Annotated in this window: 25 protein-coding genes and 1 pseudogene; 14 read left to right on the forward strand and 12 right to left on the reverse strand. The window is 49.4% G+C overall.

The window, feature by feature from the left end; all coding sequences use genetic code 11:
* Window positions 1-4: 4 nt before the first annotated feature.
* Complete coding sequence (tpx, locus tag OGY04_RS05370) at window positions 5-511, reverse strand: thiol peroxidase (protein WP_003020437.1); 507 nt, start codon at window positions 509-511, stop codon at window positions 5-7.
* A 115-nt stretch (window positions 512-626) separates the two neighbouring features.
* Between tpx and ycjG the strand changes: the two genes are divergently transcribed.
* Window positions 627-1,592 carry an L-Ala-D/L-Glu epimerase gene (ycjG, locus tag OGY04_RS05375; RefSeq protein WP_008784909.1) on the forward strand — a complete coding sequence of 322 codons (966 nt, stop codon included), beginning with the start codon at window positions 627-629 and terminating at the stop codon, window positions 1,590-1,592.
* On the opposite strand, the gene mpaA is transcribed toward ycjG, so the two are convergent.
* The gene (gene mpaA, locus OGY04_RS05380) at window positions 1,567-2,295 is read right to left on the reverse strand and encodes a murein tripeptide amidase MpaA (RefSeq protein WP_060682138.1); all 729 of its coding nucleotides are present in this window, start codon (window positions 2,293-2,295) and stop codon (window positions 1,567-1,569) included. The two genes, ycjG and mpaA, sit on opposite strands and share 26 nt — an antisense overlap.
* A gap of 184 nt (window positions 2,296-2,479) precedes the next feature.
* On the opposite strand from mpaA, the gene mppA reads away from it, so the two are divergent.
* Window positions 2,480-4,093: a murein tripeptide ABC transporter substrate-binding protein MppA gene (gene mppA / locus OGY04_RS05385; protein WP_008784907.1), complete on the forward strand. Its 1,614-nt coding sequence runs from the start codon at window positions 2,480-2,482 to the stop codon at window positions 4,091-4,093.
* Between the two features lie 37 nt (window positions 4,094-4,130).
* Here mppA and OGY04_RS05390 read toward each other — a convergent pair whose 3' ends face one another.
* Window positions 4,131-4,694 (reverse strand): MarR family winged helix-turn-helix transcriptional regulator, encoded by a 564-nt coding sequence (locus OGY04_RS05390; protein WP_008784906.1) that lies wholly within the window; start codon window positions 4,692-4,694, stop codon window positions 4,131-4,133.
* A gap of 114 nt (window positions 4,695-4,808) precedes the next feature.
* Between OGY04_RS05390 and OGY04_RS05395 the strand changes: the two genes are divergently transcribed.
* Both OGY04_RS05395 and OGY04_RS05400 read left to right on the forward strand, forming a co-directional pair.
* Complete coding sequence (locus OGY04_RS05395) at window positions 4,809-5,039, forward strand: glutaredoxin family protein (RefSeq protein WP_008784905.1); 231 nt, start codon at window positions 4,809-4,811, stop codon at window positions 5,037-5,039.
* Between the two features lie 66 nt (window positions 5,040-5,105).
* Window positions 5,106-5,390: a Rho-binding antiterminator gene (locus OGY04_RS05400; protein WP_153753978.1), complete on the forward strand. Its 285-nt coding sequence runs from the start codon at window positions 5,106-5,108 to the stop codon at window positions 5,388-5,390.
* On the opposite strand, the gene OGY04_RS05405 is transcribed toward OGY04_RS05400, so the two are convergent.
* Entirely contained in the window at window positions 5,387-6,157 is a 771-nt protein-coding gene (locus OGY04_RS05405; protein WP_286584903.1) for a DeoR/GlpR family DNA-binding transcription regulator, read from the reverse strand. The genes OGY04_RS05400 and OGY04_RS05405 overlap by 4 nt on opposite strands.
* A 120-nt stretch (window positions 6,158-6,277) precedes the next feature.
* Between OGY04_RS05405 and OGY04_RS05410 the strand changes: the two genes are divergently transcribed.
* From OGY04_RS05410 to OGY04_RS05425, 4 genes are all read left to right on the forward strand, one after another.
* A complete protein-coding gene (locus tag OGY04_RS05410) occupies window positions 6,278-6,661 on the forward strand; it encodes a VOC family protein (protein ID WP_048235289.1) in 384 nt (127 codons plus the stop codon).
* Between the two features lie 171 nt (window positions 6,662-6,832).
* Window positions 6,833-7,462, forward strand: a complete 630-nt coding sequence (locus tag OGY04_RS05415; protein WP_502872411.1) for a carboxymuconolactone decarboxylase family protein — start codon at window positions 6,833-6,835, stop codon at window positions 7,460-7,462.
* 32 nt (window positions 7,463-7,494) lie between these two features.
* Complete coding sequence (locus OGY04_RS05420; protein WP_020996378.1) at window positions 7,495-7,902, forward strand: cupin domain-containing protein; 408 nt, start codon at window positions 7,495-7,497, stop codon at window positions 7,900-7,902.
* A gap of 43 nt (window positions 7,903-7,945) precedes the next feature.
* A complete protein-coding gene (locus OGY04_RS05425) occupies window positions 7,946-8,998 on the forward strand; it encodes an NAD(P)-dependent alcohol dehydrogenase (RefSeq protein WP_286584907.1) in 1,053 nt (350 codons plus the stop codon).
* Window positions 8,999-9,036: 38 nt separating this feature from the next.
* Here OGY04_RS05425 and OGY04_RS05430 read toward each other — a convergent pair whose 3' ends face one another.
* Window positions 9,037-10,068: a mechanosensitive ion channel family protein gene (locus OGY04_RS05430; RefSeq protein WP_219988312.1), complete on the reverse strand. Its 1,032-nt coding sequence runs from the start codon at window positions 10,066-10,068 to the stop codon at window positions 9,037-9,039.
* Window positions 10,069-10,312: 244 nt separating this feature from the next.
* Here OGY04_RS05430 and OGY04_RS05435 point away from each other — a divergent pair, with 244 nt between their 5' ends.
* A complete protein-coding gene (locus tag OGY04_RS05435; protein WP_003020403.1) occupies window positions 10,313-10,573 on the forward strand; it encodes a DUF2534 family protein in 261 nt (86 codons plus the stop codon).
* Window positions 10,574-10,621: 48 nt separating this feature from the next.
* On the opposite strand, the gene uspE is transcribed toward OGY04_RS05435, so the two are convergent.
* The 3 genes from uspE to ogt all read right to left on the reverse strand — a co-directional run bounded on the left by uspE (window position 10,622) and on the right by ogt (window position 13,186).
* Entirely contained in the window at window positions 10,622-11,572 is a 951-nt protein-coding gene (gene uspE / locus OGY04_RS05440; RefSeq protein WP_003833229.1) for a universal stress protein UspE, read from the reverse strand.
* 151 nt (window positions 11,573-11,723) lie between these two features.
* A complete protein-coding gene (fnr, locus tag OGY04_RS05445) occupies window positions 11,724-12,476 on the reverse strand; it encodes a fumarate/nitrate reduction transcriptional regulator Fnr (RefSeq protein WP_003020397.1) in 753 nt (250 codons plus the stop codon).
* 194 nt (window positions 12,477-12,670) lie between these two features.
* On the reverse strand, window positions 12,671-13,186 hold the full coding sequence (gene ogt, locus OGY04_RS05450; RefSeq protein ID WP_008784895.1) for a methylated-DNA--[protein]-cysteine S-methyltransferase: 516 nt from the start codon (window positions 13,184-13,186) through the stop codon (window positions 12,671-12,673).
* Between the two features lie 225 nt (window positions 13,187-13,411).
* On the opposite strand from ogt, the gene smrA reads away from it, so the two are divergent.
* A complete protein-coding gene (gene smrA, locus OGY04_RS05455; protein WP_008784894.1) occupies window positions 13,412-13,975 on the forward strand; it encodes a DNA endonuclease SmrA in 564 nt (187 codons plus the stop codon).
* A 12-nt stretch (window positions 13,976-13,987) separates the two neighbouring features.
* Here smrA and OGY04_RS05460 read toward each other — a convergent pair whose 3' ends face one another.
* Complete coding sequence (locus tag OGY04_RS05460) at window positions 13,988-15,220, reverse strand: GGDEF domain-containing protein (protein ID WP_008784893.1); 1,233 nt, start codon at window positions 15,218-15,220, stop codon at window positions 13,988-13,990.
* A 67-nt stretch (window positions 15,221-15,287) separates the two neighbouring features.
* The gene (locus tag OGY04_RS05465; protein WP_286585158.1) at window positions 15,288-17,402 is read right to left on the reverse strand and encodes a putative bifunctional diguanylate cyclase/phosphodiesterase; all 2,115 of its coding nucleotides are present in this window, start codon (window positions 17,400-17,402) and stop codon (window positions 15,288-15,290) included.
* A gap of 411 nt (window positions 17,403-17,813) precedes the next feature.
* On the opposite strand from OGY04_RS05465, the gene OGY04_RS05470 reads away from it, so the two are divergent.
* From OGY04_RS05470 to dbpA, 4 genes are all read left to right on the forward strand, one after another.
* Window positions 17,814-18,923 (forward strand): methyl-accepting chemotaxis protein, encoded by a 1,110-nt coding sequence (locus tag OGY04_RS05470; protein ID WP_286584911.1) that lies wholly within the window; start codon window positions 17,814-17,816, stop codon window positions 18,921-18,923.
* 154 nt (window positions 18,924-19,077) lie between these two features.
* A complete protein-coding gene (zntB, locus tag OGY04_RS05475; protein ID WP_032943570.1) occupies window positions 19,078-20,061 on the forward strand; it encodes a zinc transporter ZntB in 984 nt (327 codons plus the stop codon).
* A 275-nt stretch (window positions 20,062-20,336) separates the two neighbouring features.
* Window positions 20,337-20,504 (forward strand): proline-rich small protein YnaL, encoded by a 168-nt coding sequence (gene ynaL / locus OGY04_RS05480; RefSeq protein ID WP_095533097.1) that lies wholly within the window; start codon window positions 20,337-20,339, stop codon window positions 20,502-20,504.
* Between the two features lie 28 nt (window positions 20,505-20,532).
* The gene (dbpA, locus tag OGY04_RS05485; RefSeq protein WP_286584913.1) at window positions 20,533-21,906 is read left to right on the forward strand and encodes an ATP-dependent RNA helicase DbpA; all 1,374 of its coding nucleotides are present in this window, start codon (window positions 20,533-20,535) and stop codon (window positions 21,904-21,906) included.
* A 78-nt stretch (window positions 21,907-21,984) separates the two neighbouring features.
* On the opposite strand, the gene ttcA is transcribed toward dbpA, so the two are convergent.
* Both ttcA and OGY04_RS05495 read right to left on the reverse strand, forming a co-directional pair.
* Window positions 21,985-22,920 (reverse strand): tRNA 2-thiocytidine(32) synthetase TtcA, encoded by a 936-nt coding sequence (ttcA, locus tag OGY04_RS05490; RefSeq protein WP_032943567.1) that lies wholly within the window; start codon window positions 22,918-22,920, stop codon window positions 21,985-21,987.
* A gap of 49 nt (window positions 22,921-22,969) precedes the next feature.
* Window positions 22,970-23,239 (reverse strand): annotated as a pseudogene (locus OGY04_RS05495) (tyrosine-type recombinase/integrase); the annotation flags it as partial.
* Between the last annotated feature and the right edge of the window lie 210 nt (window positions 23,240-23,449).

A 23,449-nucleotide genomic window follows, 5' to 3' on the forward strand; every position in this document is an offset into this window, starting at 1 on the left:
CAGCTTACGCTTTCAGTACGTCCAGCGCCGCTGTGTAGTCTGGTTCGTTGGTGATTTCATTGACCAGTTGGCTGAAGACGACGTTGTCATTTTCATCGATAACAACTACGGCACGTGCGGCCAGACCTTTCAACGGGCCTTCAGCGATTTCAACACCGTAGTTTTTCAGGAATTCTGCGTTGCGCAGGGTGGACAGCGTGATAACGTTGCTCAGACCTTCCGCGCCGCAAAAACGAGAGTGGGCGAATGGCAGGTCGGCCGAAATACACAGTACGACGGTATTGTCGATTTCTGTCGCCAGTTGGTTAAACTTACGTACCGATGCCGCGCAAACGCCAGTATCGATGCTTGGGAAAATATTCAGCACTTTGCGCTTGCCTGCAAACTGGCCCAGCGTAACGTCAGACAGGTCTTTAGCCACAAGGGTAAAAGCCTGAGCTTTGCTTCCAGCCTGAGGAATGGAGCCGGCAACTGCAACCGGGTTGCCCTGGAAATGAACGGTTTGTGACATGGTTATCTTCCTGTTTACATATAGTTAACGTCGAGGCTAGTTTATGCCATCAACAGTTAACACGGCAAACGCTATTTGCGGATATCCGCTTCAGGGACTGCATTAAGGAAAACAAATGAGAACAGTTAAGGTATATGAGGAAGCCTGGCCGCTGCACACTCCCTTTGTCATCGCCCGTGGGAGCAGGACCGAAGCGCATGTGGTTGTCGTCGAATTGACAGAAAATGGCGTCACAGGTATTGGCGAGTGCACACCGTACCCACGCTACGGTGAAAGCGATGCCTCTGTTCTGGCGCAAATTATGAGCATTGCGCCACAGCTGGAAAACGGACTTACGCGTGAAGAGCTGCAAAAGCTGCTGCCAGCAGGGGCTGCGCGAAATGCCGTAGACTGCGCGTTGTGGGATCTGAGTGCGCGTCAACAGCAGAAGTCGCTGGCGGAATTGGTGGGAAGTGAACTGGCGGAAGTGGTGACGACGGCGCAAACAGTGGTGATTGGCTCGCCGGAACAAATGGCTGCGAGCGCGGCTGCGCTGTGGGGAAATGGCGCAAAACTGCTGAAAGTTAAACTGGATGCTCGCTTGATTAGTGAGCGGATGGTTGCCATTCGTGCGGCTGTTCCTGACGCTACGATTATTGTCGACGCCAATGAATCCTGGCGGGCAGAAGGCCTTGCGGCACGCTGTCAGCTGTTGGCTGATTTAGGGGTGGCAATGCTGGAGCAGCCGCTGCCGGCTCAGGATGATGCCGCGCTGGAGAATTTTGTGCATCCGCTGCCCATCTGCGCAGATGAAAGTTGCCACACTCGCAGTAGCCTGAAAGCGCTGCACGGACGCTATGAAATGGTCAATATCAAACTGGACAAAACAGGCGGTCTGACGGAGGCACTGGCGCTGGCAACGGAAGCCCGCGAGCAGGGATTTGCGCTGATGCTGGGCTGCATGCTGTGTACCTCCCGGGCTATCGGTGCGGCGTTACCGCTTACGCCGCAGGTTAACTTTGCCGATCTTGATGGCCCTACCTGGCTTGCCAGCGATGCGGAGCCAGCCCTGCATTTTACGACCGGGCAGCTCCATCTCTAGGGTGCCAGCGCAGCAGATTGGACATGGCCAGCAGGTATTTTTCGCTCGCTTCATCCGATGAAATGGGCGGAAATTCGGCGGTTATGCAGTGTAAATTCAGGTCTGCGCACCAGCTCCCAAAAGAGCCGGGCGTTTCATAACCTACGCTGGTGACCAGAGGCAATTCAAACGACTGTGCCAGCCACGAACCCAGCTCGCTGCTTCTGGGATCTTCAATACAGGCCAGTGGATCGTGAAAAGAGACTACCCAGGCGGGATGAATTCGGTGAATAAGCTGACACAACGCCTGGGTTTCTGGTTCTGAACCCGGACTTTCGCCGGTCAACAACACCACATCACGCTCTTCTGCGCTACTGTTCCAGCGGTACACCGTTTCGCCCGCTTTCCAGTTTGCGGCGGGAAAGTTACGGTTCAGATCGACGCCGTTCGCATTTGCGCGCAGTCCAAGCTGGCAACCGTCAGGGTTTACGGCCAGCACTACATGGTGGCGACGCAGAGAAGGGTTAAGCGTACGCAATGCGCAGGAAAGGGTAACGACCGAGGAGTTTTCGTCGCCGTGCGTTCCCGCCAGTATCAGACCGCTTTCACGATCGGCTGCCAGTGCAGGAAACCAGATTAGCGGTGCGCCTAACAATGAACGTCCGTAATGTTCGGTTCCAGGTGGGAATGCGCCGCGCTCGGCACGGGGACGGGTAACGGTCATAGTCATCTCTGAATGCTTGGATTGTTACTCGCAGTGTTGTGCAAAATGTATGGATAATCAAATCGTTTTCACACACTTATCTTTTCAGGTGTAATATCACTTTCTTGTCGGAAGTTAATTGCATTTCCTGCTGGCGATACAAATAATTACACATTCACTTAGTAGCCGGAATTGAGGGTATCTTATGCAGCATTCTGTTTCAGTAACCTGTTGTGCGTTGTTGGTTAGCAGCATTTCTTTATCCTGGGCTGCTGATGTTCCCAGCGGAACGGTACTGGCAGAGAAACAAGAACTGGTGCGTCATATAAAAGACGAACCGGCGTCGCTTGATCCGGCAAAAGCCGTCGGGCTGCCTGAAATTCAGGTAATTCGTGATCTATTTGAAGGGCTGGTCAACCAGAATGAGAAGGGTGAGATCGTGCCTGGCGTCGCTACCCAATGGAAGAGTAACGATAACCGCATCTGGACGTTTACGCTGCGTGACAATGCGCAATGGGCGGATGGTACGCCGGTAACGGCGCAGGATTTTGTCTATAGCTGGCAGCGTCTGGTTGATCCAAAAACGCTGTCGCCGTTTGCCTGGTTTGCTGCGCTGGCGGGTATTAATAATGCTCAGGCTATTATCGATGGCAAAGCCACGCCTGATAAACTTGGCGTTAGTGCTGTCGATGCACGGACATTGAAAGTTCAACTGGATAAACCGCTGCCCTGGTTTGCCAATCTGACAGCGAGTTTTGCATTCTATCCGGTACAAAAAGCTAACGTTGAGAGCGGCAAAGAGTGGACCAAACCAGGCAATCTTATTGGTAACGGCGCCTATGTGCTCAAAGATCGCGTCGTGAACGAAAAACTGGAAGTGGTACCAAACACACATTATTGGGACAACGCCAAAACAGTGTTACAAAAAGTCACCTTCCTGCCGATCAACCAGGAATCAGCTGCGACCAAGCGCTATCTTGCTGGTGATATTGATATCACGGAATCCTTCCCGAAAAATATGTACCAGAAACTGTTGAAGGATATCCCGGGTCAGGTTTACACCCCGCCGCAGCTTGGTACTTATTATTATGCTTTCAATACCCAGAAGGGACCGACCGCCGATTCACGCGTGCGGCTGGCACTCAGCATGACTATCGATCGTCGTCTGATGGCGGAGAAGGTATTGGGTACAGGTGAGAAGCCGGCATGGCATTTTACGCCGGATGTAACGGCAGGATTTGTGCCGGAACCTTCACCGTTTGAGCAAATGAGTCAGGAAGAACTGAACGCGCAGGCAAAAACGCTGCTGCGTGCGGCGGGCTATGGCCCACAGAAACCGCTTAAACTGACGCTGCTGTACAACACCTCAGAAAATCATCAGAAGATTGCTATCGCAGTGGCTTCTATGTGGAAGAAGAACCTCGGTGTTGACGTGAAACTGCAGAACCAGGAGTGGAAAACGTATATCGACAGCCGTAATACCGGTAATTTTGATGTGATCCGCGCCTCATGGGTGGGTGACTACAATGAGCCTTCTACGTTCTTGTCGCTATTAACATCGACCCATACAGGCAATATCTCCCGCTTTAATGATCCGGCGTACGACAAAGTGTTGACCCAGGCAACTCTGGAGAATACAGAGAAAGCGCGCAATGCCGATTATAACGCCGCGGAGAAAATTCTGATGGAACAGGCACCTATTGCACCGATTTATCAGTATACCAACGGGCGTTTAATTAAACCGTGGCTGAAAGGGTATCCGATTACTAACCCTGAAGATGTCGCATACAGCCGCACAATGTATATCGTTAAGCACTAACAGAGATAATGGCTGGTGTGATTTTGCACCAGCCATTTTATGTTTCCGGCGGCTGATGCTCCCGGCAAATCAGCAATGAATCTTCTTCACTCAATCTCTCTTTCGTCAGATTACAAAATCCCTGACCATCAATTTTTTGGTGGAAGCGACAGCTATGGCAAAGTCCAAAGCCAGGCACATTGTTGGTCCTCTGGATCCCGCGTAACAGTTCTAACAGCAGCTCTCTGAGCACGATCGCCCGTTCACCCATTGCCGATTCACCCTCCACTAAAAACGTTGGCGGGAGCAGGGCGTCCAGTAAGGTATTGGCCGACTCACTTAAGTGTAGATGGACGCTACGTTTATCACGGTCATCCGGCTTGCGAACAATCAACCCTTTGTTTTCCAAAAGCTTCAGCGATTGTGACACGGTACCTTTGGTGAGACCGAGGTAGTCTGTCACGCCAAGCGGCGTATTGGAATAACGGTTGCAACGGGCCAGATACATTAACGCGCTAAGTTGTACCGGCTGGAGATCCGCCAGTAATGGATGTTGGCGAAACCACATCCTTGTCAGGCTGGAAAGCCGGTCAAGTACATCGAAAAGTGACATGTCGGGCATAACAAATCCTCCTCGGCATATAGTATCGATTAAAAACTATATTGACAAAGGATAAAAGCAGCGTAGCATGAATTATAGTATCGAATCGATACTATAATTTAAAGGAGATGTATCATGACTAAAGCTCGTTTCTATCATGCAGGTTGCCCGGTTTGTGTTTCCGCAGAACAGACACTTCTGCAGCATTTGTCTGCAGATGTTGAAATCGATGTGGTTCATCTGGGAGAGCAACCTGATCGGGTTGCTGAGGCTGAAGTGGCTGGCGTGAAATCTGTTCCGGCGCTGGTGATTGACGGCAATGTGCTGCATATTAATTTCGGCGCTCCCATTGAAGCGTTGAAATAGCTGGATAGTTCGGGAAGTTGCGTTGGCGATTTCCCGAATATACAAGACTTTGGGGAAGGTAGCATGATGAAAACGACCGAAGAGTATCACCCGATAGATTGCGATCTTCATGATTATCTGGAAATCGCCTGCATGTACCACTATTGGTTGCGCATTGAACTAACGGATGGCACATGTTTTGATGCTAAAGCGCTGACGACGTGTACCACCGTGGAAAAAGAAGAATTTCTGGTCGTGGGGCAATCTGAAAACCAGCAAAAAATCCGTCTGGATTATCTGTCAGCGATCATCGCGCTGACGCCAGGAGCGACGTTTAGCACAGTAAATTTTCAGCGGGCCTACCGCGGTTAGACGGTATAAATTCGAATGTCGTGCGCCTGGAACGCTGTGGCGTACTCTTTGCTGATGTTGTCCTCTACAACAATCACATCGATATTGCTGCTTTCGGTAACGACATATCGGGCGACGGCTGGGATTTTTTCAGCCGTTAGCGCGACGATAGTTTCATTACATTGTTTAATCACCGCTTTTTTGAATTCACAATCCGCATAATCAAATCCCGTTAAGCCGGATTCAGGCGACATCGCGCAGCCGCCAATAAATCCCTGATCGAATAAAATGTCCTGCACTTGTGCGATGGCGGAAGCTCCCACGCACCCACCTGAAGATCTCTGCACCACGCCACCCAGCATAATGACTTCAAACAGCTGTTTTTTTAGCAAAACGGCGGCAATCTCCGGTGAATTTGTCACCACGGTTAACGCCAGTTCGGCGGGCAGAGCTTCTGCCATTGCCAGATTGGTGCTACCCGTGTCGATAAAAATACAGCTTCCAGATTTGACCAGTCGGGCACATCTCTGCGCGATGTTGCTCTTTTTGGCTACATTAATACTCTTGCGTACGTCGATGTCTTCGGATTCAGGGAGTGTAATGACCGCGCCACCATAGACTTTTTTACACACGCCATCTTTGCTCAATTCATGCAAATCACGACGAATTGTGTGTTCAGAAACACCTAATCGGTTAGCAAGTTCAGAACAAATGACCCTGCCGTTTTCTTGCAGGATCTGAAAGATAAGCGCCTGGCGCTGTTCCGGGAATGCGGCGTAATCGAGCATGGATACTCCAGGTGAAATAAACATCGAGCAATAGAGTGCATGATCGTGCATTATGATTAACGATGTCAACATCCCTTACAGGGGCCGTACTATTCTGGATACAACGGGAAGAGGTTCGCTATGAAGATTGCGCATATGGCGTTATGGACACAGGATCTCGAGCAGCAAGCTCGCTTCTGGGTCTCGTTTTTTGACGGCAAGATCAACGAGAAATACCGCAGTAAAACCAATCCTGGGTTTGAATCTTATTTTGTCAAAATTGGCGAGGAAATTGCGATTGAGTTAATGACCAAACCGGGTCTTATCGGGCAGCAACCTGACAATAATCGTTGCGGATGGGTACACCTCGCCATTTCTGTTGGCGGCAATGAAAATGTTGATGCCATTGCAATGCAAGCGCAGGGACAGGGGATATTAGTCTCAGGTCCGCGCACTACTGGCGATGGTTATTACGAAGCGGTGATAAAAGATCCTGACGGCAATTTAATCGAGATTGTGGCGTAAGTCTTCAATCAGTTACCTGCAAATAAAGAGTACCTGCTGCTGATTATTAATGAGTACAGCTCATAAGTTTGTCCTTCTTTTCCTCTCTAATCACCGACACGTCGAGTCTCTATAATTTTACTGTTTTCAGCCCCCGGTGGTGCAATGTTGCCACCATTTGGAGAGTCGAATATGCAATACCAACTGGATGCCAGACAACAGGCAATCATTCCCATTGCGGCATTCACTGCCACAGGACAGATGGAAAAGCTGGACGTCGCGCTCAACGCCGGACTGGATGCGGGACTCACGCTCAATGAAGTAAAAGAGATCCTGCTACAGCTCTACGCATACTGCGGTTTCCCTCGCAGCCTGAACGGTCTGTCCTGCTTTATGTCGGTGGTGAAAACTCGAAGCGAGAAAGGGCTTTCAGACGACGAAGGTAGAACGGCCACGCCGCCACCTGCAGACTGGAACAGTGTTCAGGCTGGGAGCCTAACTCAGACGCAACTGGTTGGACAGCCTGTAAGCGGTCCGCTGTTTGACTTTGCACCCGCTATTGATGTCTGGCTTAAAGCACATCTGTTTGGCGATACTTTTCAGCGAGATGTACTTGACTGGCAGGACCGTGAATGGGTGACCGTTTCGGCGCTGGCCGTTCTGGGCGGCGTTAACAGCCAGTTGAAAAGCCATTTTGCGATATGCCTTAACATCGGGATCCTCCCTGAGCAACTCAGTGAGTTTATTACGATACTCGAACAGCACTGTGGAGCCGGGATTGGGGAAAATGCCCGTACGGTTCTTGATGAATGTCTGGTATGAACACCGCGGACATTATCCATACTGGAGTCACTATGAACGAACAATTTGATGGTAACAGCGTCTTTCCACGTGGAGAGAAAAATGAAGCGTATGCGAAGTATTTCACTGGCGACAGCTATCTGACCATGCTCTCCATGGAAGGCGTGGTAATTGGCAATGTCGCATTTGAACCGGGTTGTCGTAACTTCTGGCATGTTCATCATGAGGGTGGACAAATATTGCTGGTGACCGGTGGCAGAGGCTGGTATCAGGAGTGGAATAAACCGGCACGTGAGCTGAAAACCGGCGATGTCGTGCACATTCCGGCGGGAATGAAACACTGGCACGGCGCCGCGCGTGATAGTTGGTTTGCCCATATCGCCGTGGAAATCCCGGCCCCTGGCGCGTCGAACGAATGGCTGGAACCGGTTAGCGACGCTGAGTACAACCTGCTGCCCTGAACTATGCTGGTTCTGGTAACACCTAATCCCTGAGGAGATCTCAATGGTCATGAATGTGAAGGGTTATGCTGCTCTGGCGGTGAAAGAAGATTTAGTCCCCCATAATTTTGTTCGTCGCGATCCGCGTGAAGATGATGTGGTTATCGATATTTTATACAGCGGTGTATGCCACTCGGATATTCACAACGCCTACAACGATTGGGGCGGTGCTAAATATCCGATGGTACCAGGGCATGAGATCATTGGCCGCGTGGTGCATGTTGGTAAGTCGGTAACACAATTCAAAGTGGGCGATCTCGCAGGGGTCGGCTGCATGGTTGATTCGTGTCAACACTGTAGCGCCTGCGAGCAGGGGCTAGAGCAGTATTGCGAAGAAGGTAACACGCTAACGTATAACGATATCGACCGTCATGACGGTCTGCCTACTTTCGGCGGCTATTCTGACAAAATTGTCGTTACCGAAAAGTTTGTGGTGAAGGTCCCTGAAGGGATCGATTTACGCGGTGCGGCGCCGCTGCTTTGCGCCGGGATCACAACATGGTCGCCTCTGCGCCACTGGCAGGTAGGCGAGGGCAGTAAAGTCGCGGTTGTCGGTCTGGGTGGACTCGGGCATATGGCAATCAAACTTGCTAATGCGCTGGGCGCGGAAGTTACGCTGTTTACGCGTTCACCGGGCAAAGAAGCTGATGCCAGACGTTTGGGTGCCAGTCACGTTGTGCTTTCCACTGACAGTGAACAGATGAAAGCGACAGCGAATCAGTTTGATCTGATTATCGATACTGTGCCCTACGTTCATGACCTGAACCCTTATATCCCAACCCTGGCGCTAAGCGGTACGCTGGTGCTGGTCGGTTATCTTGGTGCGTTGGATCCGTTTCTGAATACGGTTCCCCTGATCCTTGGGCGTAGGTCTGTGGCGGGTTCAGTTATCGGCGGCATTGCTGAAACGCAGGAGATGATGGATTTTTGCGGTCAGCATGGTATTACCGCCGATGTCGAAGTGATCGATATTCAGGATATTAATCGTGCCTGGCAGCGGATGTTGAAAAGCGATGTGAAATACCGCTTTGTAATTGATATTTCCTCATTGAAATAAGTACAAAAAAGACGCGGATTTCCGCGTCTTTTCTTTTGTTAGTGTGTCGATGGCGATGCTTCAGGATTGTCCATATACAGCGTCTGGCTGGGGAACGCAAAGTCGGCGCCGTTTGTCTGGACTATCGTGATAATCTTTAAATAAACGTCTTGCTGTACCGCGAGCCATTCCTTCCAGACGGTGGTTTTCGTGAAGCAATACACCATGATATTCAACGATGAATCGGCAAATTCATTAAAATAGACCAACAGAGTTTGTTTCTGGTCTATTCCAGGATGGTTTTGCAGCATTTCTCTGACCGACTCGACAACGGCACCGACTTTATCGGCATCCTCATATCGTAACCCGATCACCGTTTTAATTCGCCGGTTGGTCATGCGCCCTGGGTTTTCTACGCTGATGGAGGAGAAAATCGAGTTTGGCACATACAACGGACGATGGTCGAAGGTGTTTATTTTAGTCATTCGCCAGCCAATTTCTGCTACCGTGCCTTCAATATTGCGGTCCGGGGAGCGGATCCAATCGCCTATGCTAAACGGTCTGTCGAAATAGAGCATAATGCCTGAGAAAAAGTTGCTCAGAATATCTTTCCCCGCCATACCCACTGCGATACCGCCAATACCGCCAAAGGTTAACAGGCCGGATAAGCTCATACCGAAGTGTTCGCCATACAGTAAAATGATGGCAACCACGATGGTAATCTTGATGATACGCGACAGGATCCTCGCGCTGGTGATATCTCTGCCTTTATTAATCTGCGTCTTTTCAAACTGATTAATCACCAGAAAAAGTTTGATGGTCAGGATCAACGCAATCAACGAGGTGCAGATAAAGTCGACCACGCTGGGGGAGATAAATTTCAGGCTGTAACTTTCGATAACGTTATTAGCAATGCTGCCAAACGTCCCAATGATAATGGCATAGACAAAAAATTGTGCGGCATGAAATATGAATCCTTTGCAGCGACGCTCTCCACGATGATACCAGACGCTCATCAGGACCAGCGCGGCACAGCAGCTAAGAATTACCGTCAAATTAAACGCATTATTCATAAACAGTTCAGCGATCATGATTCTTCCTGGCAACTCCGTGTTAGCTAAATATCATCTGATATCCTAATCCCCAGATATTTTACTCAGTTAAGGCGGTCAGATCATTAATCAAAAGGAGAGATAAATAATGCAATCAGCGCTATTTTCAGCGAAATAACGCTGACGTCAACCCTGTATGCGGTTTATGTAGCAGACAGTCAGTTGATGTCATGGTATTGTTAGCGCAAAGTAACAAGGTTTTCATCTGCAAAAGGACAATACTATGATCATGGCTAAGCTGAAAACAGCGAAGGGACGGAAGTTTCTGTTGTGCCTGCTTGGAGTGTTTATTATCGCAGCGTCGGTCGTGACGCGAGCGACGATCGGTGGCGTTATTGAACAGTATGACATTCCGCTATCCGACTGGACCGCTTCAATGTACGCCATTCAATCTGCAATGATTTGTGTCTACAGCATGGTGTTTACGATTCTGTTGGCTATCCCGCTAGGTATCTATTTCCTCGGTGGTGAGGAGCAACACTAGGCGTTTAAAATGCCGGATGATATCGCCATCCGGCATTTCATTGAGTGGTTAATCGTCTTCTTCGTCGTCCAGTTCAACTGGCGTTTGATATTCATCCGGCTTGATGACCAGCAGGTCACAGCGTAGATGATCGATAACCTGTTCCGCGGTATTACCAAGAAACGCAGCAGAAATACCGGTACGTCCGACGGTCCCCAATACCACAATACCCGCCTGCAAGTGCTCGGCTAAATCAGGAATGACCTCTTCAGGTAAGCCTTTTTCAACGTGCGTCACTTTCTCATCAATACTGAATTTCTGGCGTAGCGCCTTCATGGCCAGCAGATGCTGTCCACGGATTGCGTCGTTATAAACGCTGGGATCAAATTCAGGCAGTTCAATCGCGATGTTGATTGGTGTGACAGGGTAGGCGCCAACCAGATGCACTTCGGTATGGTTAACCTGTTCTGCAAGCTGTAGCGTCTCTTTGACCAGTTTTTCATTGAGCGCGTTGTGATAAGCCTCTTCACTGGCGAGGTTTACGGCAACCAGTGCTTTACCCCCTTCAGGCCATGGCTGGTCTTTCACCATCCATACCGGACTTGGACATTTACGCAATAAATGCCAGTCGGTTGGCGTAAATATTACGGCTTCGAGGCGGTCGTGTTGGTGCGCCATCTTGAGGACCAGATCATGCCTGGCACTGATGACTTCCTGGATGATGGCTTCAAAGGGTCGGTTATGCCAGACCACTTTAATCTCCAGAGGGATCCCTGCTTCGATGTAGTATTTCGCTTGTTCACGTATCCATGCAGTTCGCTGGCTGATGACCCCCTGACGCATTGCCGTACGCTCATCAGGCGACAGCAGGGTAGTCATCTCATAGGAAAAGTCATAGATCGGCAAAAAGGCTTTAATTTTGCCACCAATCCGTTGATGCAAATAAACAGCTCGCCGTAATGCTGGTTGATCGTCCTGGTTAGGGTCGATGACGACCAGCATATTTTTATACATAGCCATACAGGGTCTCCTTACAACTGTCATCGCAGTTTGTAACTAAAAGAGTAACCCAATAATGTAGATTGAAACAGGGAATAACCTCCTGCCAGATCAATAAATCGGGAAAATTTAGCGATTTGACAGAAGGATAACAGAGAGGCTTGCGGAAAGATTACGCAACGTTACGCGTGTGGCCGGCAAGAACTGCCAGCGCGTCGCTGTTCTCAATAGTGATATATTTGCCTTTCACCGCCAGCATGCCGCTTTTCTGGAAACGACCCAGCAGGCGGCTGATGGTTTCAACCGTCAGACCGAGATAGTTACCGATGTCGCCACGGGTCATGGTCAGGCGGAATTCACGAGGCGAGAACCCACGCTGGGCGAAGCGACGAGACAGATTGTAGATAAAGGCCGCCAGGCGCTCTTCAGCGTTTTTCTTCGACAGCAACAGGATCATATCCTGGTCGCCTTTGATTTCGCCACTCATCAGACGCATCATCTGCTGACGCAGGTTCGGCATCTTACCGGACAGGTCATCAAGGGTTTCGAAAGGAATTTCGCATACCATTGAGGTTTCCAACGCCTGAGCAAAGCTCGGGTGATGGCCGCTGCCAATGGCGTCAAAACCTACCAGGTCACCCGCCAGATGGAAACCGGTAATTTGCTCATCGCCTTGTTCGGTAATGGTATAGCTTTTTATCGTTCCGGAGCGGATAGCGTAGAGTGATTTAAGCTCATCACCTGCTTTAAAGAGCGTCTGCCCTTTTTGGATAGGCTTTTTGCGCTCGATGATGTTATCGAGCTGGTCAAGCTCATGCTCGTTAAGTGTGAACGGGATGCAAAGCTGGCTGATGCTGCAATCCTGGCAATGGATAGCACAACCGCCAGACTGAATGCGCCGTATAATTCGCTTTTCCGGGATCATAGGTCTGCTCAAGCCGTAATTGATATTTGTCAATTTTAACATCTTTTTGGTGAGCACGTAAGCCTGAGCTACTCCCAATAGAGAATAATTCAGGCATAACTGGAGCGAATGTTTTTATCTGCTTGATTAACCACACTTAATTTGGTGTCGCATTATGCGGAAGTGTGATGAATAAGGCATTAATTGCCTGGAATCTAGAGTAGCAAATAACCTTCGTGGCGCAATAACCACTCTTTTCGTTGTACACCGCCGGCATATCCGGTCATGGTGCCGTTACGTCCAATGACGCGATGACAGGGAACCACAATGCTTACTGGATTGGAGCCATTAGCAGCGCCGACGGCTCTTGCAGCGCCGGGGCGCCCCAACTGTTCGGCCAACTGACCATAATGCATGACCTGCCCGCAGGGGATAGTGCGTAATGCTTGCCAGACTTCACGCTGGAAAGGCGTCCCAGCGGTTGCCGTTTCCAGCGTGTCAATGATGCTGAGGTTTCCGGCAAAATACTCAGAGAGTTTGTCGCTTAATCCACCAGGATTTTTGGCGGTAATGCGCTGATAACCTTCTGTACGGTAATGAATATCAAGCAATTGTTCCATGCGATCGCTGTGCTGATCCCATTCCACTGCGCGCAGGCGAAATTGCTCATCACAAATAACCCACAGCGGGCCCAGCGGCGTGTCGATGGTGTCTTCCAGTAAGTTAAGCATCCGTTTCTCTCATTACAGCATTCAGGCGAGCCTACACATTATCACGGCAGTGACCGTCGCAGCTATACCCCTAAAAACGGATATCAACTTGTCGTGAGTAGATCGGTTCAGCGCGGAGGATCCGGTTAATTATTGGAAATAATCGTAAACCGTTACCGGTACAGTTGTCGGTATAATAGTGCGCGGTTATGATAATGCCCGTCGCAATACGCTGGAGGATGAAACATGAACCTTGATGATGCATCGCTGTTTCTTGACGCAATGGGGGATGTTCAACCGCTGAAACACCATGCCGATGTGCACTGGCAGCCCATGCGCAATCTTCGCACTCCGGCGCGTATCGATACGCTACAACTGGATAATTTTCTCTCGACGGGATTTCTCGATATTGTCCCGTTGAATGTGCCGCTCGAGTTTCGTCGCGAAGGTTTACAGAACGGCGTGACCGACAAGCTGCGAAACGGAAAATACCCGCAGCAGGCGAGCCTTAATCTTATTCGCCAACCTGTTGAAACATGTCGCCAGATGCTCTTTAGCTTTATTCTGCAGGCGCAGCAGGAAGGGTTGCGTAACGTGCTGGTGATACACGGCAAGGGACGTGACGATAACTCCCATGCCAATATTGTTCGCAGCTACGTGGCGCGCTGGTTGACGGAATTTGACGACGTGCAAGCATACTGCGCCGCACTGCCGCATCACGGCGGCAGCGGGGCATGTTATGTGGCATTGCGTAAAACCGCACAGGCAAAACAGGACAACTGGGAGCGTCACGCTAAACGTAGTCGCTGAACGACGTAAACATCAGGCGGCCAGCACTCTGTTCCTGCCTTCGTTCTTGGCTTTGTACAACGCGTCGTCAACGCGTTTGAATAACTCATCGATGCTTTCGTTTGTTTCGTGCCGAGCTACGCCAATGCTGACGGTAAAGCGGGGAAGGCCCGGGAGAGTCACTTTGGCCACCGTCGCCCGTATCACTTCTGCGAGATTGAGGGCAATATCTAACGAGGTTCGCGGCAGCAGCAGCACAAATTCTTCACCTCCCCAGCGAAAAATCAGATCATCCTTTCTTGCACAGGATTCAAGTGTGCGTGCCAGAGCGCAAAGTACCTCATCACCTTTTAAATGACCAAAAAGATCGTTAATGCTTTTAAAGCGATCGGTGTCGATCAACAGCAGGCTGTAATCCTGTGTCAATGACATCGCGTGGGTCTGTTCCGGCTCGGTTACCTGATAAAAATGTCGGCGGTTAAGCAATCCCGTTAAGGCGTCACGCAGGGCCGCACGCTCAAGCTCCTGTTCCAGCCGTTTTTGCTCGGTAATATCATGAATAATGCACAGCATGAGCTTATTACCGTAGATTTCGATTGGCCCGGCGTAGGTTTGTACGTGACGGGATGTGCCGTCTGCCAGTTTATGCACAAAATGCAAAGGTTTATGGCCACCGGGAAGATGGGCGATTTCATGCATCACCGGGAGTATATGACGGCCCAGCGTATTGATTTCCCATGTATGTTTCTGGCACATCGTATCATGGCTATAGCCATAAAAATTTAGCGCACTGAGATTTGCATCAACGATAAGCCCATCACGGGACGGATCGATAAGCAACATTGGGGCCGAGTTAGTCTGGAAAAAACGCGCGTAAAATCCCTGTTTTTTTCGCTGATAATTCGCTGAACGGCTCGCTTTCAGACCTTGCGAAGTCGGTGTTTCAATGCCTTCGAAAAGAATAACGTCACCTGATTCCGGCAGAGAGCGGATGGAGAGGCGGCTGGCCATCGCGACGTCTTCACCTTCGCGGCAAACCGTAAGGATTTCTACAATGTCGTGATGATTTCTCAAATCGCTGAGATACATGGTTAAATCATTCTGGGCATGAGTTGAAAATATGCCCTTGCGGAGTAGAGAAAAGCAGGGGGCCTGCATCAGTTCCCGTGCAACGGTATTAGCGAACACCAGTTCTTCGGTATGCGGCGAAACAATCCACACCGGCAGGGTTAATAAATCCAGTGAATGCAGCTCGGTTGTGCTCATCGATAATCCCGTTATCTTTATCTGCTGTGTTGCCCGTTTAATGGCATCTGTTTTTTATATTACAGTCTCATAATGTTATTGATTGTTGAGGAGACAAAGACTGTACGATTCGCTGCTGCTTAATGTTACTTTCCGTTGGAATCAATTCATGGATCTGATGCGCAGGCAACGGTTTTGCAAACAAGAAACCTTGCAGCACGCCACATCCCATCTGGGTCAGGAGTATTTCCTGCTCCTGGGTCTCTATTCCTTCAGCCACTACTTGCATATTCATGGAGTGGGCTATGTCAATAATAGTAGACACAATCTTTGTATTTTTGCTGTTCTCGCTGATATCTTTAACAAATACTCTGTCAATTTTTAATTCCCGTGCCGGAAGAGACTTCAACATCAATATATTTGAATAACCGGTACCGAAATCATCAATAGAAACGGTGATCCCTAAAGCTGAAAATGCATTTAAAACTTCAGCGCTACGTTTTAAATTTTTAAGTGCTGTACTTTCAGTCAATTCCAGCGTGAGATATGCAGGTGATAGTTGATATTGTGCAAGGGCGCTGCAAACCACATCAACGATGTCATGTTGTTCAAACTGGGAAGGGGAAAGATTAACGGCGAGGGTCCATTCCGCATGGCCTTGTAACTTCCATTGATGTAACTGCTGGCATGCCTGCTGAATAACCCATTTCCCGACCGGAATGATAAGGCCTGTCTCTTCCAGCGCAGGCAGAAACTCAGCAGGTAACAGCATGCCGCGTTCCGGGTGATGCCAGCGTAATAATGCTTCAAAACCGGTCAGGGAATGATCTCCGGCGGTGTATTTGGGTTGATACCAAAGCTCAAATTGATCGTGTTCCAGTGCTTGTGACAATTCCTGTAAAAATGTCGGCGGTGTATCGGCGATAGCTTCCATTTCCGGGCTATAAATAGCCCAACCGTTTCTGCCAGCCTGTTTGACATGATACATCGCCATATCAGCCTTTACTTTTAACTCATGCAACGTGGAACCATGCTCAGGATAAATACTGCTTCCCGCACTTAACGAAACCCGAATGGTGTACCCAAACAGCGTGAAAGGATCACCAATCGCAGCCGCAATCCGGGTCAGCAGAGCGGTGATATCCTCTTTATTACAGTCAGGAACCAGAAGAATAAACTCATCTCCCCCCAGCCTCGCCAGCGTCATGGTGTCATCAAGGCAGCTGTAGATTCGCTGCGTACTGGCGATCAGCAACTGATCGCCGATGTGATGTCCCCAGGTATCGTTAACGACTTTGAAGCGATCGAGATCGATGAATACCAGAGCAAATTGATGCTGATGCAGTTTGGAATGCTGCAGACAGGCCTGTAAGCAGGCATCTATCTGTGTGCGATTGGCAAGTCCGGTAAGTGCGTCGAAGTGGACCTGATGCTCAAGCTGGCAGTTAAGTTGATGTAAGTTGTCAGCCAGTCGGGAGGTACGCAGTTGCGAATCCACCATCGACACCACCAGCATGATACCCAAAATAACCAGCGTGACGGCGCAGACCCAGACAGAGAGTTCCAGTGTGCTGAGTCCATTGTGTATCGTGTGTCCAAAATGGGTGAATGTTGCCGCTCCCATCCCGGTGTAATGCATAGAGGCAATCGCCAGCGCCATAATAAGGGCGGCGACAAGCCGATTGATCAGGGCTCGACGGGTATTTTGGCGTAAATGAAACGCCAGCCACAAACCTACACCAGATGCAACGATGGCAATCATCACTGAGAGCAGTATCAGCGAATGACTCCATAGGATGGCAACATGCTCAATGATGGCATACATGCCAACGTAGTGCATGGTGACGACACCGGCGCTTAATATTCCTGTGGCTACGACTAATCGTTTTGTTGAAAGCGTATTACCGGAAATGGCGATATTAATAGCGAGAGTTGCAGAAATGAGCGCAATAAAGAAAGAAAATGCCGTGAGCGAAAAATGGTAATTGATCGGCATACTCATTTTCATGGCCAGCATACCGATAAAATGCATTGACCATATCCCCATCCCTAGCGTAGCCCCGCCAGACAGGCGCCAGAAGGTTGATTCACGTCGATTGGAGATTGCCACCTTGCCCGCACTATCGAGAGCAATAAAAGAGGCAATAAACGCGACAACAAAGGAAATCCCAATCAATACAGGGTCCCACGACACGTTCAACATCATACTACCTATCGAAAAAAAGCCGTGGTAATAAATCTAGCAGGTTTTGTCCAGTTAACATGATAAAACCGGGAATGTTCTTATGTTTTTACACTGGTATTAGAGGAAACAGGAAGATAGTGAAAATAACGAGCCATTACTTATATAAACATTCACCAAATTTATAGTTCTGTGTGTTTTATGCTCTCCATGTGCTTGTCATCACAATAACCTGATGACTGGCGCCATCACAGCCATTTGATGGAATAAAACACTGAGCTAACAGGAATAAAGGGTGTAATTTCTTGCCTTAAGTAAAAGGATTGCAGGTTCTCATTGAAAGTTCAGCTTTCGTCGCAGAGCAATGGCATTCTGCATTGCAGGTGCTATAAAAAATAATATCTACATAATTTCTTAGTGCACAGGACTAAAATGTTAAATGATATTAGCGTCAGAACCTTTATTATTTTATTTCTGCTCATTTCGGCAGTTGCTCTCAATATTGTTGAGATGATTTTCTCGGCCGCGCCGGAAATTATAATTGGTACAAATGTGGTAATCGTTATTTCTATATTATGCTTATGGTGGTATATGACGAAATACCTGGTCATGCCGATCAATACGGTAAAAAGGAGCATTGAGGAAGTGACGTCTGGGAATCTGGCGATCAGTATCCCTGAGTTTGGTAATAATTGTGCGGGTAGACTAATACCGGGCATCAATAGTTTATCGAGTAATATTTCAACACTCGTTAATGAGATCAGAACATCTTCACAAACGGCGATGGCGCTCTCTGAACAGCTTGCGGAACGCAGCGCCGAGCTTTCAGTGAAAACGGAACAACAATCCGGAGCATTGATGCAGACGGCTGCTAATATGGATGAAATAGCCGTTAATACGCGAAATAATGCTGACAACACGCAGATCGCCAGCGTCCAGGCAACAGTTGCCACGCAATGTGCCATTCAGGGTGGCGAATTAATGGTGCAGGTTGCGACAAATATGCGTTCAATCACCGAATGTGCACAGCAGATGACGGAAATTATTACGCTAATTGATGGTATCGCATTCCAGACAAATATTCTGGCATTGAATGCTGCCGTGGAAGCGGCGAGGGCCGGTGAACATGGCAAAGGTTTTTCCGTGGTGGCCGGTGAGGTCAGAATGCTTGCACACCGTAGTGCGGATGCTGCTAAGAATATTAAGCAGCTGATTGCGCAAACCCATCAAAATGTTCAGCAAGGTGCAGCTATTGTGCGTGAAGCAGAAAAAAATATGCATGATATTGTCGGTGGTGCCGGTCAATTAAACCAACTGATGGGCGAGATATTAACCACTACACAGGAGCAGGAGAAAGGAATTATCAGAATTACTCATGCACTGGCCGAACTGGAGAATGTAACCCAAAGTAATGCCATTATGGTTGATGAGCTTTCTGATTCCTCGGGTATCCTGAAAAACCAGGTGATTGATCTCCAGTCGCGAACACATAAATTTCGCTTAAGTAACGCTCTTGAGTCAGCGAGATGGCAGCGGGCTTAACTGGGCATCTCGATGCAAGCGTCGCAATCGTCGGCGCTTTTTGTATTATCAGATATTTTTATGAATCATTTCAGCACAATGGGACAATGAGATATTGCTTAACATATTCTGACAGCTAGACTAACGAAAAAAGCTGAATGTTTGTGGAGGCGCTGTGGAAGCCATTAAGGGAACGGATGTTAATGTGCCGGATGCCGTGTTTGCCTGGCTGTTGGATGGCCGGGGTGGGGTGAAACCCTTGGAAGATAACGATGTTATCGATAGTCAGCATCCCTGCTGGCTACATCTTAATTATACCCATCCTGAAAGCGCCCAATGGTTGGCGACAACACCTCTTCTTCCCAACAATGTGCGTGATGCGCTGGCAGGCGAAAGTACACGCCCGCGCGTCAGTAGAGTCGGGGAAGGTACGCTGATTACACTGCGCTGTATTAACGGCAGCACCGACGAGCGTCCTGACCAACTTGTAGCGATGCGTTTATATATGGATGAACGTCTGATTGTCTCAACCCGCCAGCGCAAAGTGCTGGCGCTGGATGATGTGGTCAGCGATCTCCAGGAAGGGACGGGACCGGCTGATTGTGGCAGTTGGCTGGTGGATGTTTGTGATGCGCTAACCGACCATGCCAGCGAATTTATCGAACAGCTGCACGACAAGATTATTGATCTGGAAGATAACCTGCTCGATCAGCAGATCCCACCGCGTGGTTTTTTGGCTTTACTGCGTAAGCAGCTAATTGTGATGCGCCGTTATATGGCTCCTCAGAGAGATGTTTATGCGCGTCTGGCGAGTGAACGTTTACCCTGGATGACCGACGACCATCGGAGACGGATGCAGGATATCGCTGACAGGCTGGGGAGAGGGCTGGATGAAATAGACGCCTGTATTGCCCGGACCGGTATTATGGCGGATGAAATTGCGCAGGTGATGCAGGAGTCTCTGGCTCGCCGAACGTATACAATGTCATTGATGGCAATGGTTTTTCTTCCCAGCACATTTTTAACTGGGCTTTTCGGCGTTAACCTCGGCGGTATCCCCGGCGGTGGTTGGCAGTTTGGTTTCTCACTTTTTTGTATTCTGTTAGTGGTCCTGATTGGTGGTGTTACTTTATGGTTGCACCGTAGTAAATGGTTGTAACAACAACGTTTTTTAGTGGCTTTTGCGCATGAAAACGTCCTGATTTTTGAGCGAAGTCAATAAACCATCTACCTATTCGGGGCAATATCTCTCTCGCAGGTGAATGCAACGTCAAGCGATGGGCGTTGCGCTCCATATTGTCTTACTTCCTTTTTTGAATTACTGCATAGCACAATTGATTCGTACGACGCCGACTTAGATTAGTCGGCTTTTTTTTGCCTGCAGGAAATCAGCGTCTACCCTAAAAGAGTCAACCTGAATGACTGGAGGGGTATATGACCTGTCTGATTGCAACGTCGAACACTGATTCGCTACCGACCGATCCGGTTCCCATTCCCGACCCCATACCTCGTCCGCAGCCCATGCCGGATCCGCCGCCGGATGAAGAACCGATTAAATTGTCGCATCACGGGCACAGATCTGCGAGGATACGCGCCTGCTGAATGTGAGTTTTTACCGCGAGATTAAATTGTGACCGCTTTTTCAACCCTGAATGTTTTACCTGCTGCTCAACTCGAGAATCTTAACGAGCTGGGCTATCTTGAAATGACGCCTGTTCAGGCTGCTGCGTTACCGGCAATCCTGGCGGGTAAAGATGTTCGCGTGCAGGCTAAAACCGGCAGTGGCAAAACGGCTGCTTTTGGTCTTGGGCTATTACAGCATATTGATGCCGCGCTGTTTCAGACGCAGTCTCTGGTACTGTGCCCAACGCGCGAGCTTGCCGACCAGGTGGCGGGTGAACTGCGTCGTTTAGCGCGCTTCCTGCCAAACACCAAGATCTTAACGCTGTGCGGTGGGCAACCTTTTGGCGCACAGCGTGACTCCCTGCAACATGCGCCACATATTATTGTTGCCACACCGGGTCGTTTACTTGACCACCTGCAAAAAGGCACCGTTTCTCTGGATGCCCTGAATACGCTGGTTATGGATGAAGCCGACCGCATGCTGGATATGGGCTTTAGCGATGCGATTGATGATGTCATTCGCTTTGCGCCTGCGTCACGTCAGACTTTGCTGTTTTCCGCAACCTGGCCGGAAGCCATTGCTGCTATCAGTGGCCGGGTACAGCAAAATCCATTAACGATTGAAATTGATACGGTCGATGCGTTACCGGCGATTGAACAGCAGTTTTTCGAAACCTCCAGCCACGGAAAAATTCCGCTGCTGCAAAAGCTACTCAGCCAGCATCAACCCGCATCGTGCGTGGTTTTTTGTAACACCAAAAAAGATTGTCAGGCCGTTTGTGATGCACTGAATGCGGCAGGGCAAAGCGCACTGTCATTACATGGCGACCTGGAACAGCGCGATCGCGATCAGACGCTGGTTCGTTTTGCCAACGGTAGCGCGCGCGTCCTGGTCGCAACCGATGTGGCCGCACGTGGCCTGGATATCAAATTACTTGAGCTGGTAGTTAACTTCGAACTGGCGTGGGATCCGGAAGTCCACGTCCATCGTATCGGACGTACCGCGCGTGCCGGCAACAGCGGTCTGGCGATTAGCTTCTGTGCGCCGGAAGAAGCGCAGCGTGCCAACATTCTTTCTGAAATGCTGCAACTGAAGCTGAACTGGCTAACTGCGCCAGCTAACGGCTCAATCCTGCCGCTGGAAGCAGAGATGGCGACATTATGCATTGATGGTGGTAAAAAAGCGAAAATGCGCCCTGGTGATGTTCTGGGGGCTCTGACCGGTGATATTGGTCTGGATGGCGCTGATATCGGCAAAATTGCCGTTCATCCGGCACACGTCTATGTCGCCGTTCGCCAGAACATAGCGCATAAGGCGTGGAAGCAATTACAAAACGGTAAGATTAAAGGCAAGACTTGCCGGGTCCGGTTATTGAAATAACTACCCGTTGGGGCGCCTGATGGCGCTCCGCTTATCAGGCCTACAGGCGCTTATGCGCGTTGTAGGCCTGACAGACGCTTACTTCACTTCCACCACGTTCAGGCGTAACTCATCCAGTTGAGCATCATCTTCTTCTGGCTGCCAGCCCGCAGGCTGCAGCGGGATCTCTTCACGATCGAACGCTAAATCCCCGCCGTCCACAACCTCTGAACCGTGCTTAATGCCTTTAAAATCGAACAGATTGATATCGCTCAGATGTGAAGGTACAACGTTTTGCATCGCACTGAACATGGTTTCAATGCGGCCTGGATAGCGTTTGTCCCAGTCACGCAACATATCAGCAATGACCTGACGCTGTAGGTTAGGCTGTGAGCCGCACAGATTGCACGGAATAATCGGGAAACCTTTCGCTTCGGAGAAACGCTCGATATCTTTCTCACGGCAGTAAGCCAGCGGGCGGATCACGATGTGCTTACCGTCATCACTCATCAGCTTCGGCGGCATGCCTTTCATTTTCCCACCGTAGAACATGTTTAAAAACAGCGTTTGCAGGATGTCGTCGCGATGGTGGCCGAGCGCAATCTTGGTGGCTCCTAATTCGGTTGCCGTACGGTACAGAATGCCGCGACGCAGGCGAGAGCAGAGCGAGCAGGTCGTTTTGCCTTCAGGGATTTTGTCTTTGACGATCCCGTAAGTGTTTTCTTCGACAATCTTGTACTCAACGCCCAGCTGTTCCAGATACTCTGGCAGAATGTGCTCCGGGAAACCGGGTTGTTTTTGATCGAGGTTAACCGCAACTAAGGAAAAACTGATCGGGGCGCTTTGTTGCAAATTACGCAGGATCTCCAGCATGGTATAGCTGTCTTTTCCGCCGGAAAGGCACACCATAATGCGATCGCCGTCTTCGATCATATTGAAATCGGCAATGGCTTCGCCCACGTTACGACGCAGACGTTTTTGCAGTTTGTTCAGGTTGTATTGTTCTTTCTTTGTAACTTGTTGATTATCTTGCATTCTTACCGTTCTCAAAAACCAAAAGGGGCATGTAATGGGCAAACTTCAATCACAGGGCTAGTTGGTTATTCAACATTGCAACCCGATCGTCATTCATTTCTTCAATCCATGTACTGTAGACGTCGTACACTATTTGCGCGTTTTCATGCCCCATCTGATTAGCTATAAATGATGGGTTCGCTCCAGCCGATTACAGCCAGCAGGCAAAAGTATGCCGCGTATGGTACGGATTACGGCGACGAATACCAGCACGTTTTACAGCTGCGTTCTATCTGGCACCGATGCTACTCATAGAGTAGTAAGATTTTTGCTCTCCGTGACCAGACCAGAATAAACTGTGAACCGAACGATTGAATAAAGGTACATGGTCCCGGACAGGAAGCAATTAATCAGCTGAAAGCAGATATTGAAGCGCTGAAGAAAATTGTGGAGCAGTTCACCGCCAGATAATTCAGTTCTGAACTATCAACGAGCAATGTCAGGGAGCGAAAAACGCAGGGTGTGGCGAACTGCCGCAACCATGCCGTAT

Origin of the sequence: Citrobacter sp. Cpo091, from assembly GCF_030332645.1 — a bacterium.
GTDB classification, from domain to species: domain Bacteria; phylum Pseudomonadota; class Gammaproteobacteria; order Enterobacterales; family Enterobacteriaceae; genus Citrobacter; species Citrobacter portucalensis.

Bases quoted from the DNA above. Each gene is read 5' to 3' on its own strand.
- tpx (WP_003020437.1), bottom strand. From the start codon at position 511: ATGTCACAAACCGTTCATTTCCAGGGCAACCCGGTTGCAGTTGCCGGC.
- ycjG (WP_008784909.1), top strand. From the start codon at position 627: ATGAGAACAGTTAAGGTATATGAGGAAGCCTGGCCGCTGCACACTCCC.
- mpaA (WP_060682138.1), bottom strand. From the start codon at position 2,295: ATGACCGTTACCCGTCCCCGTGCCGAGCGCGGCGCATTCCCACCTGGA.
- mppA (WP_008784907.1), top strand. From the start codon at position 2,480: ATGCAGCATTCTGTTTCAGTAACCTGTTGTGCGTTGTTGGTTAGCAGC.
- OGY04_RS05390 (WP_008784906.1), bottom strand. From the start codon at position 4,694: ATGCCCGACATGTCACTTTTCGATGTACTTGACCGGCTTTCCAGCCTG.
- OGY04_RS05395 (WP_008784905.1), top strand. From the start codon at position 4,809: ATGACTAAAGCTCGTTTCTATCATGCAGGTTGCCCGGTTTGTGTTTCC.
- OGY04_RS05400 (WP_153753978.1), top strand. From the start codon at position 5,106: ATGAAAACGACCGAAGAGTATCACCCGATAGATTGCGATCTTCATGAT.
- OGY04_RS05405 (WP_286584903.1), bottom strand. From the start codon at position 6,157: ATGCTCGATTACGCCGCATTCCCGGAACAGCGCCAGGCGCTTATCTTT.
- OGY04_RS05410 (WP_048235289.1), top strand. From the start codon at position 6,278: ATGAAGATTGCGCATATGGCGTTATGGACACAGGATCTCGAGCAGCAA.
- OGY04_RS05415 (WP_502872411.1), top strand. From the start codon at position 6,833: ATGCAATACCAACTGGATGCCAGACAACAGGCAATCATTCCCATTGCG.
- OGY04_RS05420 (WP_020996378.1), top strand. From the start codon at position 7,495: ATGAACGAACAATTTGATGGTAACAGCGTCTTTCCACGTGGAGAGAAA.
- OGY04_RS05425 (WP_286584907.1), top strand. From the start codon at position 7,946: ATGGTCATGAATGTGAAGGGTTATGCTGCTCTGGCGGTGAAAGAAGAT.
- OGY04_RS05430 (WP_219988312.1), bottom strand. From the start codon at position 10,068: ATGATCGCTGAACTGTTTATGAATAATGCGTTTAATTTGACGGTAATT.
- OGY04_RS05435 (WP_003020403.1), top strand. From the start codon at position 10,313: ATGATCATGGCTAAGCTGAAAACAGCGAAGGGACGGAAGTTTCTGTTG.
- uspE (WP_003833229.1), bottom strand. From the start codon at position 11,572: ATGGCTATGTATAAAAATATGCTGGTCGTCATCGACCCTAACCAGGAC.
- fnr (WP_003020397.1), bottom strand. From the start codon at position 12,476: ATGATCCCGGAAAAGCGAATTATACGGCGCATTCAGTCTGGCGGTTGT.
- ogt (WP_008784895.1), bottom strand. From the start codon at position 13,186: ATGCTTAACTTACTGGAAGACACCATCGACACGCCGCTGGGCCCGCTG.
- smrA (WP_008784894.1), top strand. From the start codon at position 13,412: ATGAACCTTGATGATGCATCGCTGTTTCTTGACGCAATGGGGGATGTT.
- OGY04_RS05460 (WP_008784893.1), bottom strand. From the start codon at position 15,220: ATGAGCACAACCGAGCTGCATTCACTGGATTTATTAACCCTGCCGGTG.
- OGY04_RS05465 (WP_286585158.1), bottom strand. From the start codon at position 17,402: ATGTTGAACGTGTCGTGGGACCCTGTATTGATTGGGATTTCCTTTGTT.
- OGY04_RS05470 (WP_286584911.1), top strand. From the start codon at position 17,814: ATGTTAAATGATATTAGCGTCAGAACCTTTATTATTTTATTTCTGCTC.
- ynaL (WP_095533097.1), top strand. From the start codon at position 20,337: ATGACCTGTCTGATTGCAACGTCGAACACTGATTCGCTACCGACCGAT.
- ttcA (WP_032943567.1), bottom strand. From the start codon at position 22,920: ATGCAAGATAATCAACAAGTTACAAAGAAAGAACAATACAACCTGAAC.